General features: G+C 72.2%; 13 protein-coding genes. 6 read left to right on the top strand and 7 right to left on the bottom strand.

The features are described 5' to 3' along the window. Positions 1–116 precede the first annotated feature (116 nt). Genes ectA through thpD form a run of 4 tightly spaced genes read left to right on the top strand, consistent with a single transcriptional unit; the run spans position 117 to position 3,235 of the window. Positions 117–632, top strand: coding sequence for a diaminobutyrate acetyltransferase (ectA, locus tag ACWCQK_RS13605; protein WP_451155228.1), 516 nt, complete (start codon positions 117–119; stop codon positions 630–632). Positions 633–645: 13 nt separating this feature from the next. Next, positions 646–1,917: a diaminobutyrate--2-oxoglutarate transaminase gene (ectB, locus tag ACWCQK_RS13600; RefSeq protein ID WP_451155226.1), complete on the top strand. Its 1,272-nt coding sequence runs from the start codon at positions 646–648 to the stop codon at positions 1,915–1,917. A gap of 20 nt (positions 1,918–1,937) precedes the next feature. Continuing rightward, on the top strand, positions 1,938–2,342 hold the full coding sequence (locus tag ACWCQK_RS13595; protein ID WP_451155224.1) for an ectoine synthase: 405 nt from the start codon (positions 1,938–1,940) through the stop codon (positions 2,340–2,342). Between the two features lie 5 nt (positions 2,343–2,347). Then, positions 2,348–3,235 carry an ectoine hydroxylase gene (gene thpD / locus ACWCQK_RS13590; RefSeq protein ID WP_451155222.1) on the top strand — a complete coding sequence of 296 codons (888 nt, stop codon included), beginning with the start codon at positions 2,348–2,350 and terminating at the stop codon, positions 3,233–3,235. Positions 3,236–3,300: 65 nt separating this feature from the next. On the opposite strand, the gene ACWCQK_RS13585 is transcribed toward thpD, so the two are convergent. From ACWCQK_RS13585 to ACWCQK_RS13555, 7 genes are all read right to left on the bottom strand, one after another. Next, positions 3,301–4,383, bottom strand: a complete 1,083-nt coding sequence (locus ACWCQK_RS13585) for a maleylpyruvate isomerase family mycothiol-dependent enzyme (protein ID WP_451155220.1) — start codon at positions 4,381–4,383, stop codon at positions 3,301–3,303. A 160-nt stretch (positions 4,384–4,543) separates the two neighbouring features. Further along, complete coding sequence (locus tag ACWCQK_RS13580) at positions 4,544–5,170, bottom strand: RNA polymerase sigma factor (RefSeq protein ID WP_451155218.1); 627 nt, start codon at positions 5,168–5,170, stop codon at positions 4,544–4,546. A 44-nt stretch (positions 5,171–5,214) separates the two neighbouring features. Next, positions 5,215–6,267, bottom strand: coding sequence for an aminotransferase class V-fold PLP-dependent enzyme (locus ACWCQK_RS13575; RefSeq protein ID WP_451155216.1), 1,053 nt, complete (start codon positions 6,265–6,267; stop codon positions 5,215–5,217). A 95-nt stretch (positions 6,268–6,362) separates the two neighbouring features. After that, positions 6,363–7,091, bottom strand: coding sequence for a DsbA family oxidoreductase (locus tag ACWCQK_RS13570; RefSeq protein ID WP_451155214.1), 729 nt, complete (start codon positions 7,089–7,091; stop codon positions 6,363–6,365). Between the two features lie 97 nt (positions 7,092–7,188). Continuing rightward, the gene (locus ACWCQK_RS13565) at positions 7,189–7,692 is read right to left on the bottom strand and encodes an N-acetyltransferase family protein (protein ID WP_451155212.1); all 504 of its coding nucleotides are present in this window, start codon (positions 7,690–7,692) and stop codon (positions 7,189–7,191) included. A 146-nt stretch (positions 7,693–7,838) separates the two neighbouring features. Beyond that, entirely contained in the window at positions 7,839–8,447 is a 609-nt protein-coding gene (locus ACWCQK_RS13560; RefSeq protein ID WP_451155210.1) for a DUF1349 domain-containing protein, read from the bottom strand. Positions 8,448–8,488: 41 nt separating this feature from the next. Continuing rightward, on the bottom strand, positions 8,489–10,018 hold the full coding sequence (locus ACWCQK_RS13555; RefSeq protein WP_451155208.1) for an aldehyde dehydrogenase (NADP(+)): 1,530 nt from the start codon (positions 10,016–10,018) through the stop codon (positions 8,489–8,491). A gap of 143 nt (positions 10,019–10,161) precedes the next feature. Between ACWCQK_RS13555 and ACWCQK_RS13550 the strand changes: the two genes are divergently transcribed. Together ACWCQK_RS13550 and ACWCQK_RS13545 are read left to right on the top strand one after the other, a co-directional pair. Beyond that, the gene (locus ACWCQK_RS13550; protein ID WP_451155206.1) at positions 10,162–10,935 is read left to right on the top strand and encodes an IclR family transcriptional regulator; all 774 of its coding nucleotides are present in this window, start codon (positions 10,162–10,164) and stop codon (positions 10,933–10,935) included. Between the two features lie 3 nt (positions 10,936–10,938). Then, positions 10,939–11,409 carry a GNAT family N-acetyltransferase gene (locus ACWCQK_RS13545; protein WP_451155204.1) on the top strand — a complete coding sequence of 157 codons (471 nt, stop codon included), beginning with the start codon at positions 10,939–10,941 and terminating at the stop codon, positions 11,407–11,409. Positions 11,410–11,490 lie beyond the last annotated feature (81 nt).

Genomic DNA, 11,490 nt, shown 5'->3' with positions numbered 1-11,490 from the left:
CAGATTCGACTCCGCGCCGTCGACCATCCGCGCCCGCGTGATAACACGGGACAGCCGCCGCGGGTAAGGCTTTATCGCCATGCATTTTTTAATTTCCCTCGGTAAATTCAATTTGCATGACCGCCGCACAAGCAGACCTCCAGATCGACCGCCCGTCGGTGACGGACGGGGCCGCTCTCTGGCGAATCGCCAAGGACTCCGGAACGCTCGACCTGAACTCCTCCTACAGCTATCTGCTGTGGTGCCGTGACTTCGCCGGCACCTCGGCGGTGGCGCGCGGGGAGGACGGACGGCCCGTCGGGTTCGTCACCGGATACGTCCGGCCGGAGCGTCCGCGCACCCTGCTCGTCTGGCAGGTGGCGGTCGACCCGGCGTACCGCGGCCGCGGGCTCGCCGCCTCGATGCTCGACGGGCTGACCGCCCGGATCGCCGCCGAGCACGGGATCACCACCGTCGAGACCACGATCACGCCGGGCAACACCGCCTCCGAGCGGCTGTTCACCTCGTACGCCGCCCGGCACGGGGCGACCGTCAGCCGTGCGGTCCTGTTCGACGCCGGGCTCTTCCCCGACGGTCCGCACGACCCCGAAGTCCTGTACCGCATCGCCCCGTTGACCCACCCGTCGCACTGAGGAGCGTTTCGTCGTGACCATCACCCAGCCCGACCTGAGCGTCTTCGAGACCCTGGAGTCCGAGGTCCGCAGCTACTGCCGTAGCTGGCCCACCGTGTTCGACCAGGCGCGGGGCAGCCGGATGTACGACGAGGACGGTCACCCCTACCTCGACTTCTTCGCCGGAGCCGGCTCACTCAACTACGGCCACAACAACCCGGTCCTGAAACGGGCGTTGATCGACTACATCTCCCGGGACGGGGTGACCCACGGCCTGGACATGTCGACCACGGCCAAACGGTCCTTCCTGCGCGCCTTCCAGGATCTGGTGCTGCGCCCGCGCGACCTGCCGTACAAGGTCATGTTCCCCGGCCCGACCGGCACCAACGCCGTCGAGTCGGCGCTCAAGCTGGCCCGCAAGGTGAAGGGGCGGGAGGCGATCGTGTCGTTCACGAACGCCTTCCACGGCATGTCCCTGGGCTCCCTCGCCGTCACCGGCAACGCCTTCAAGCGGGCGGGCGCCGGCATACCGCTGGTGCACGGCACCCCCATGCCGTTCGACAGGTACTTCGACGGCCAGGTCCCGGACTTCCTGTGGTTCGAACGGCTGCTGGAGGACCAGGGGTCCGGACTCAACAAGCCCGCCGCGGTGATCGTGGAGACCGTGCAGGGCGAGGGCGGCATCAACGTCGCCCGCCCGCAGTGGCTGCGGGCCCTGAAGGAGCTGTGCGAGCGGCAGGACATGCTGCTGATCGTCGACGACATCCAGATGGGCTGCGGTCGTACGGGCGCCTTCTTCTCCTTCGAGGAGGCCGGCATCACGCCCGACATCGTCACCGTGTCGAAGTCGATCAGCGGGTACGGCCTGCCGATGTCGCTGTGCCTGTTCACGCCGGAACTCGACATCTGGGAGCCGGGCGAGCACAACGGCACCTTCCGCGGCAACAACCCCGCGTTCGTCACCGCCACCGCGGCGCTGGAGACGTACTGGGCCGACGGCGCCGCCATGGAGAAGCAGACCCGCGCCCGGGGCGAGCAGGTCGAGCGGGAGCTGATCTCCATCACCGAGGAGAACCTCGCCGACGTGAAGGAGTACCGCGGCCGAGGGCTGGTGTGGGGCCTGGAGTTCCACGAGAAGGCACGGGCCTCGCGGATCGCCCGGCGGGCTTTCGAACTCGGACTGCTCATCGAGACGTCCGGGCCGGAGGGCGAGGTGGTCAAACTGCTGCCCGCCCTCACCATCACCCCCGACGAACTGGACGAGGGTCTGAGCGTCCTCGCCCGCGCCGTCCGGGAAACCGTCTAGCGAGGAGGAGACAACCCCCCATGATCGTCCGATCGTTCAAGGACATCGAAGGCACCGACCGGCACGTCAGGGCGAAGTCCGGCACCTGGGAGAGCAAGCGGATCGTCCTCGCCAAGGAGCGGGTCGGCTTCTCCGTGCACGAGACCATCCTGTACGCCGGGACCGAGACGTCGATGTGGTACGCCAACCACATCGAGGCCGTCGTCTGCACCAAGGGCGAGGCCGAACTGACCGACCAGGAGACCGGGACGACGTACACGATCACTCCCGGCACCATGTACCTCCTCGACGGCCACGAGCGGCACACCCTGCGCGTCAAGGAGGACTTCCACTGCGTCTGCGTGTTCAACCCGCCCGTCACGGGACGGGAGGACCACGACGAGAACGGCGTGTACCCCCTGCTCACCGAGCCCGAGGGGGTGTGACGACCATGACCACGATCACCGACCTGTACCCGACCCGCGGCGCGAACGAGGTGGCCGTCCCGCGCCAGGACCCGGTCGTCTGGGGCGCCCCGGACACCCCGGGGCCGGCCGCGACGGCCGATCTCCAGGCCTACGAGCGCGACGGCTTCCTCGCCGTCGACCAGCTGATCACCCCGGACGAGGTCGCGGTGTACCGGCGTGAGCTGGACCGACTGGTGGCCGATCCGGCGGTCCGCGGCGACGAGCGCTCGATCGTCGAGCCGAAGTCGAAGGAGATCCGCTCGGTCTTCGAGGTGCACCGCACGAGCGAGGTGTTCGCGCGGCTGGTCCGTGACGAGCGCGTCGTCGGCCGGGCCCGGCAGATCCTCGGCTCCGACGTGTACGTCCACCAGTCACGGATCAACGTCAAGCCGGGCTTCGGGGCGGGCGGTTTCTACTGGCACTCCGACTTCGAGACCTGGCACGCCGAGGACGGTCTGCCCCGCATGCGGACGGTGTCCGTCTCGATCGCGCTGACCGAGAACCTCGACACCAACGGCGGGCTCATGATCATGCCGGGCTCGCACCGCACGTTCCTCGGGTGTGCGGGAGCCACACCCGAGGACAACTACAAGAAGTCCCTCCAGATGCAGGACGCGGGCACGCCGTCGGACGAGGCGCTGACCTCGCTGGCGGGCGAGCACGGCATCAAACTGTTCACGGGCAGGGCCGGTTCGGCGACCTGGTTCGACTGCAACTGCATGCACGGCTCCGGCGACAACATCACGCCGTTCCCGCGCAGCAACGTCTTCATCGTGTTCAACAGCGTGGAGAACGCGGCGGTGGAACCGTTCGCGGCACCGGTACGGCGGCCCGACTTCATCGGCGCGAGGGACTTCACGCCCGTCCGGTGAACCGGCCACCGGCAGAACCGATCACCGGCCGGGCAGGCCCCGGCCGGGCCGGTGGTCGTCCGGATTCACAGCCACGCCAGCGACGCGGCCCGCTCCAGTACGTTCCGTACGGCGGCCGCGTCGCCGGTGGTGCTCCGCGGCACCGCGTCGGGTGTGTGGCGCCCGCCGACCAGCAGGCAGAAGTCGACCGGGTCCAGGGTGAGTTCGGCCCGTACGGGTTCGCCCTCGGCGCCCAGTACCCACCGGTCGCCGCCGGTGACGGAGAAGAGGACCGGCGGCGCGGTGGGCCCGAGGGCCCTGCCGAGGATGCGTACGGCCAGCCGGACCAGCTGCCACAGGTGCCGTTCGGGCGGCGGCGGGACGGCCAGGCCGAGCGCGCGGCCGATGTCGTCGGTGTGGATCCAGGTCTCGAAGGCCCGCACGAGGAAGTGGTCGGCGACGGTCAGCCGGAGGCCGGAGGACGTCACGGCCCCGGCGGCTGGTCCGGGATCGCGGGCCTCGGGCGTGGCGAGCAGCGCGGCCGCCTGCGCGGACCAGGCGGCGACCGTTCGCCCGGCGTCACGGCGATGCTCACGAGCGATCACCTCGGCACTCCGCCACGCCCAGACATCCGCCCAGTCCACCTCCGAGTTCACCTCCGACGCGTGGGCGCCGGCATCGGCCCGGTTCACCTCCACCGGGCCCGCTTCCGCCCGGCCCGCGTCCGGTCCTGGCCGCGGAGGTGGGGCGGGTCGCCCGGTGGTGAGCAGGTCCGTCAGGGGTTCGTCGGCGGCCAGGAGATGGGCGACGGTCGCGTGGACGTCCCAGTCGTGGACGACCGGTGTGCCCCAGCGGCCGTCCGCCTCGGCGAGCAGGGCCCCGAGCGCGGCGACGGCGGCCGCGTAGGGGGCCGCGTGCGGGGCCGTCCTGGGCGGGGCCGGCCGGGCCCGCAGGGCGACGGGCAGGGCGCGGTCGGCCGGATGCGCGGAGGTGCCGTGCCGCGGCGGCCCGTCCAGCAGCCGTACCGTCTCGCGCAGCCGCTCCGCCTGAGCCGCGCAGCTCGCGCACCCCGCCAGATGCCGGGGAACCGTCCCCGCCTCGGCCGGCGGCAGCGCTCCGAAGGCCCAGGCGGCCAACAGGTCCCGTACGCGGTCGTGCTCGGTGCTCACCGTATGCCGCCTTCCCCGCGCCGCGCGGCCCTGAGGCCTCCGGCCGCGCGGCGCGCGGCGGGGAAGCGCGCGGCCTCACAGCGCGCGGCCTCACAGCACGCGGCGTCACAGCACGCGGCCCCGACGCACACGCTCCCGAAGCCCGTAGCCCTGCCGGTCATCATGCGCCCCTTTCCAGTGCCGGATCCGGCGGGTCGGGCAGTTCCGCCAGGGACGCGGCCAGGCTGCGCAGGGCGGTGCGCAGCCGGGTCTTGGCGGTGCCCTCGGGGATGCCGAGTTCGGCGGCTGCCTGCCGGTAGGTGCGGCCCCCGAAGTAGGCGAGGTGGACGACCTCCCGCTGGGGCCGCGGCAGTCCGGCGAGCGCGGTGTGCAGGAGCAGACGGCGCTCACGGTCGACGACCGTCTCGTCCGGGCCGGGCCCGGTGTCCGGTATCGCGTGCAGGACGCAGTCGTCGGCGCTGACGTTCCTGCGGTGCCGGGCCTCGCCGCGCACCCAGTCCACGGCCCGCCGGTGGGCGAGCAGGGACAGCCAGGTGCGCAGTGAGCCCCGGCTCGGGTCGAAGGCGTACGGCCTGCTCCACAGGTGGGCGTAGACCTCCTGCACCACGTCCTCCGCGGCGGCCGTGCTGCGCGTGACCCGCACGGCGACCCGGCGGACCAGGCCGCCGTACGCCGTGTACGCCTCGGCCAGCGCGGACTCGTCCGCGTACACCAGCCGACGGTGCAGTTCCGCGTCGGCGGCCGACTGCGCGGACGTCTTGTCCGTGGACTCCACGGGCACCACCACCCTGGTGCCTTCCTAGCGCCCTCGCCGGGCTCGCGCCAGAGGGTCTAGCCCGCCAGGACGTCCAGCAGACGGTCGACGTCCGCGGCGGTGTTGTACAGGTGGAAGGAGGCACGCAGGTTTCCGGCCCGGTCCGAGACCTCGATGCCCGCGCGGCTCAACTCGGGCTGCCGGTGGCCGAGTCCGGGCACGGACACGATCGCCGAGCCCGGTGCGGGCAGCGGCTCGCGGTCCAGGGTCGCGAGTCCCGCGCGGAAGCGGTCGGCGAGCGCGAGGTCGTGGGCGCGCACGGCGTCCACGCCGAGTTCCTCGACGAGCGCGAGGGAGTGGCGCAGTCCGGCGTAGCTGAACAGGGCGGGGCTGACGTCGAACCGGCGGGCGGAGTGGGCGAGTTCGGTCACGGGGCCGTAGCAGCTGTCCCAGGGCTTCTCCCCCGCGACCCAGCCCGCCAGCACGGGGGTCAGTCCGCCGAGGTCCTCCGGGACGACGAGGAAGGCCGCCCCGTGCGGGCCGAGCAGCCACTTGAAGCAGATGGCCACGGAGTAGTCGGCCATGTCGGCGTCCACCGGGAGCCAGCCGGCCGCCTGGGACCAGTCGACATAGGTCCGGGCCCCGTGGGTGCGGGCCGCCGCACGCAGCGCGGGCAGATCGGCGATGCGTCCGTCGGCGGACTGCGCGGCGCTGACCGCCACGAGCGTGGTGTCCGGCCGGACGGACTCGGCGAGCCGTTCCAGCGGCACGGCCCGTACCTTGAGGTCGCCGCGGGTGTGGAAGGGGTTCACCACGGAGGTGAAGTCGTCCTCGGCGGTGAGGACTTCGGATCCGGCGGGCAGCGAGGCGGCGATCAGTCCGGTGTGCGCGGCGACCGAGGCCCCGGCGGCCACCCGGCCGACCGGGACGCCGGCCAGCCGGGCGAACGCGGTCCGGGACGCCTCCACGTCCGCGAACAGCGAGTCCAGCGGCCGGCCCTCGGCGCGGATCCGCACGGCCTCGTGCAGGGCGGCCACGGTGCGGGCCGGGAGCAGGCCGCTGCTCGCGGTGTTGAGGAAGGTGTTCTTCGGGGCGAACTCGGCACGGACCAGGGTCTCGAAGGTGTCCATGGGACCACTCTGCGGCCCCGTGGAGTCACCGTCCATTGCCGACTTCTACGTGGTGACGCCAAGCAACCCTTATGGATCGGCCCCGGCCTGGGATTTCAGTCGTGCTGCGGGACCGCGCAGCCGTCGGGGCCGCACGCCTGCGCACCGCCCGCGACCCCGTCGTCGAGCAGCTTCAGCGGCGAGCGGTCGCCCCAGGCCTGCGTCAGCGCCTGGGCGAAGACCTCGGCGGGCTGGGCGCCGGAGATACCGTAGGCGCGGTCGAGCACGAAGAACGGGACGCCGTTGGCGCCGAGCTGGGCCGCCTCGCGCTCGTCGGCGCGGACCTCGTCGGCGTAGGCGGCCGGGTCGGCCAGCACCTCACGGGCGGCGTCGCCGTCCAGCCCGGCCTCGACGGCCAGCTCGACGAGGCGCTCCTCGCCCTCGGCGAAGACGGACCGCTCCTCGGCGAAGTTGGCCCGGTAGAGGATCTGGATCAGTTCGTCCTGCCTGCCGTGCTCCTTGGCGAAGTGGAGCAGGCGGTGCATGTCGAAGGTGTTGCCGTGGTCGCGGCCCCGGGTTTGGTACGCCAGTCCCTCGGCGGCGGCCTGGGTGCCCAGGTTCTCCTCGCCGGCCCGGGCCTGCGCCTCGCTCATGCCGTACTTCTTGGTGAGCATCGTGATCACGGGCTGGACGTCGCCCTTGGCGCGCCCGGGGTCCAGTTCGAAGGAGCGGTGCACGACCTCGACCTGGTCGCGGTGCGGGAAGGCGTCGAGCGCCTTCTCGAAGCGGGCCTTGCCCACGTAGCACCAGGGGCAGGCGATGTCGCTCCAGATCTCGACGCGCATGTCTTCGGCTCTCTCCAGATCGCACGGGGACGGAGACTCCCTCCGCCGGGTGCGTGAACGTTCAAACAGCTCGTTTCATTCCCGGCGCCCACCGCGGTCACTCCGCGGCCACGGCGTACCGCAGGAGGAGGTGGTGATCGCCCTCGGCGGGCGGGTGCGACGGGTCCGGGACCCAGCCCTGGCGGAGGTAGAACTCCTGGGCCCGCCGGTTGCCGACGTGCACGTCGAGCACGGCGGTGCTCCTGCCGTCGGCCCGCCAGTGCTCCACGCAGGCCGTGTGCAGGGCCGTACCGAGACCGGTGCGCCAGAGGTCGGGGTCGACATGGAACTGGAACAGCTTGACGGTGTCCGCGGGAGCGCCCTCCGGGGTGCGGAAGGAGGCGAGGCCGACCAGGCGCCCGCGCTCGACGGCGCACAGCACCTGTCCGTCCGGGCGCGCGATGGCGCTCCGCCAGACGGCGGGCCAGTCGGTTCCGTCGTCGGGGACGCCGTCCGGGTAGTACGTGGCCCGGGCGCGCGCGTGCAGCGCGGCCACGGTCTCGGCCTCCGCGGGCAGGACGCTGCGGATCACCCGGCCGCCGGTCACTCTGTCACTGATCACGTAACGGAGGACGCGGTTCCGCTCTGCACGGTTCCGCTCTCCCCGGTTCCGCGCGCCCCGGTACCGGTCACCACCTGGGTCCGCGCGCCCCGGCGGCGCTCACCAGCTGGTTCCGCGCGCCCCGGTCCCGCTGTCGCTGGTTCCGCTCAGCTGCCGTCCCGCAGGTCGTCCGGCCAGGCGGGCCTGAACTCGATGTGGTCGTAGGTGACGACACACCCGTCCCCCATCGGCGACTGCGACATGAAGCCGATCAGGGCCGCGCCGGTCTCCTTCTCCTCGCCGAGGGTGAACAGCCGGACGAAGGTCCAGCGGACGCCGTCGCGGGAGGCGTGGAAGGCGAAGGCGCGGCCGGTCCTGCTCACCCGCAGCCACACCGAACTCCCCTCCACGGTGAAGGAGTTGGCGTCGTCGGAGTGCCCCCGGGTGACCACCGTGCACACGGTGGCCACGTCCGGGGAGTACTCCAGGCAGAGCTTGGCCCAGGCCCGCTCGCCGACATGGACGTAGAGCACCCCGGCGTCGAAGGCCCCGGCGAAGCCCACCGTGACCCGGGCGATCAGCTGGAAGTCCCCCTCCGGCGAGCCGAGCAGCCGGGGCGCGTCGGAGGCGGGGTCCAGCCCCTCACCGGTGGGCGGGACGAACCGGTCCTGCCGGGGTCCGGCCCAGCCGCTGAGGATTCCGTCCTCGTGGACCCAGTGCCCGTCGGGGCCGTAGGTGCGCAGCGGGAAGGGGAGTTCGGGAAGTTCGACGTCCATGGACCAAGTCTCTCAGGCCCTGCCGGGCCGCCTCGGGGGTGTCAGCGCTCCAGCCGGCCGTCGAACCGACGGGGCAGCCCGAGCGGGTTGTCGTCGCGCAGTTCCGCGGGCAGCAGCGTCTCGGGGACGTTCTGGTACGCGACCGGCCGCAGCCAGCGTTCGATCGCCGTACCGCCGACGGAGGTCGACGTCGAGGTGGTCGCCGGGTACGGCCCTCCGTGATGCTGGGCCGGTGCCACGGCGACACCGGTCGGCCACCCGTTGACGAGCACGCGCCCGGCGAGCGGCGTCAGTTCGGCGAGGATCTCGGCTCCGCGTCCCTCGCCGGCCGCCTCCGCCGCGGACAGCTGGACGGTGGCGGTGAGGTTGCCCGGCAGCCGCGACAGCACGCTCCGCGCCTCGGCGTCGTCCTCGTAGCGGGCGACCACGGTGACCGGGCCGAAGCACTCCTCCAGCAGCAGGTCGTAGGCGCCCGCCGCGGTCAGCCTGCTCGCCGGGACGGTCAGGAAGCCCGCGCTCACGGTGTGCTCGCCGCCCGCGCCCGGGGTCACCGGGGAGTCCACGTCCGGCAGTTCCGCCCGCTCGGCGACCCCGGCGACGAAGTTGTCGCGCATCCGGTGGTCGAGGAGGACGCCCGCCTCGGTGTCGCTGACGGCGTCCGTGAGGGACTTGACCAGTCCGTCGCCCGCGGCGCCGGACGGCACCAGCACCAGTCCCGGCTTCACGCAGAACTGGCCGACGCCCAGCGTCATGGAACCGGCGAGCCCGGCCCCGATGGCCTCCGCGCGCTCCGCGGCCGCGGCCTCGGTCACCACGACCGGGTTCAGCGACCCCAGTTCGCCGTGGAAGGGGATCGGCACCGCTCGCGCGGCCGCCGCGTCGAACAGCGCGCGCCCGCCCCGGACGGAACCGGTGAAGCCCGCGGCGCGGACCAGTGGGTGCCGGACCAGCTCGACACCGGCCTCGAAGCCGTGCACCAGACCCAGCACGCCGTCCGGGACGCCGTGCTCCGCGGCGGCCCGGCGCAGCACCTTGGCGACCAGCTCGGACAGCGCCGGGTGGTCGGGATGGGCCTTGACCACGACCGGGCAGCCCGCGGCCAGCGCGCTGGCGGTGTCGCCGCCGGCGACGGAGAAGGCGAAGGGGAAGTTGGAGGCCGCGTAGACGGCGACGACGCCCAGCGGCACCTTGTAGCGGCGCAGGTCCGGGACGGGCGGGGTGGCGGTGTCGTCGGGGTGGTCGACGACCACGTCGAGGAAGGCGCCCTCGTCGACGATGTCCGCGAAGGCCCGTAGCTGGAAGCAGGTGCGGGCGAGTTCACCGGTCAGCCGGACCGGGCCGAGCGCGGTCTCCGCGTCGGCGGCCTCGACGAGCTGGTCCCTGGCCGACTCCAGGTGCGCGGCGGCGGCGCGCAGGAAGGCCGCGCGGACGGTGCGGTCGGCGAGGGCGCCGCGTGCGTCGTGCGCGGCACGGACGGTGGTCTCCACCTCCTGGGCCGTGGCCTCCACCGCGACCTGTTCACGCTGCTTCCCGGTACGGGGGTCGACACTCCAGACTGGTGCTGCTGCCACCGCGGGTCCCTCCACATCGAATGCCGCATGCAATGCCGCAGTACGTACGTCACCCAGCAGGGCGTTCGATATACTGAACGCTGTCTCTGCTGATGAATATGCTGTCGGAGACTATTTCCCGTCGAACGAAGGGGTCAAGGGCGATGTCGGCAGGCGAGACGGGGGGCGGGGCGCAGGTCAAGTCCGCCGTACGGACGGTTGAACTGCTGGAGTACTTCGCCGGGCGCCCCGGTATGCACTCCCTCGCGTCGGTCCAGGAAGCCGTCGGATATCCCAAGTCCAGCCTCTACATGCTGCTGCGCACGCTGGTGGAGCTGGGCTGGGTGGAGACGGACGCGACGGGCACGCGGTACGGCATCGGGGTGCGCGCGCTGCTCGTGGGCACCTCCTACATCGACGGCGACGAGGTGGTCGCGGCGGCCCGCCCGACGCTGGACCGGCTCTCGGACGACACGACCGAGACCATTCACCTGGCCCGGCTGGACGGCACGAACGTCGTCTACCTCGCCACCCGCCAGTCCCAGCACTATCTGCGCCCCTTCACCCGGGTCGGCCGCCGGCTCCCCGCGCACTCCACCTCGCTGGGCAAGGCGCTGCTGAGCACCTGCACGGACGAGCAGGTCCGCAAGATGCTGCCCGAGACGCTCCCGGCGCTGACCGAGAACACCATCACGGACCGCGAGAAGCTCATCGAGGAGCTGCACCAGGTCCGCGAGCAGGGCTTCGCCGTGGACCGCGAGGAGAACACGCTGGGGCTGCGCTGTTTCGGTGTCGCCATCCCCTACCGCACCCCGGCCCGGGACGCGATCAGCTGCTCGGTACCGGTGGCCCGGCTCACCCCCGCCCACGAACAGCTCGTGAAGGACGCCTTGTTCGACGCCCGCGACCGGCTGACGCTCGCCACCCGTAGGCTCTGACCGGTGGACGTCTCCCTGCGCAAGGTGCACGACAGCGACCTGCCGGTCTTCTACCGGCAGATGAACGACCCGGAGTCGCTCCGGATGGCCGCCTTCACCCCCGAGGACCCGGCCGACCGCGACGGCTTCGACGACCGGTGGAAGTGGATAAGGGACACGGCCCTGGTCCGTACGGTCCTGGTCGACGGTGATGTCGTCGGGACCGCCTCGGTGTACGGGGAACCGGGCGAGCGCGAGGTCACGTACTGGGTGGACCGGGCGTACTGGGGGCGCGGCATCGCCACGGCCGCGCTGCGCGCCCTGCTCGACGAGGTGCCCGAACGCCCGCTGTACGCGCGGGCGGCGGCGGACAACGAGGGGTCCCTGCGGGTGCTGCGCAAGTGCGGCTTCGAGGAGAGCGCACGCGCCAGGGGGTTCGCCCACGCGCGCGGCGAGGAGATCCCCGAGATCGTGCTGACGCTCCGGGTCCCGTGACCGTCCGGTCGGACTCCATGAACGTACGATGAGAAATCGGGGCGGAAGGGAACGATTCCCTCCGTCCCGTTCGTCTGTCCG

It is taken from the genome of Streptomyces sp. NPDC002306 (assembly GCF_053593435.1).
This window is presented reverse-complemented; position numbering and strand designations above follow the sequence as displayed.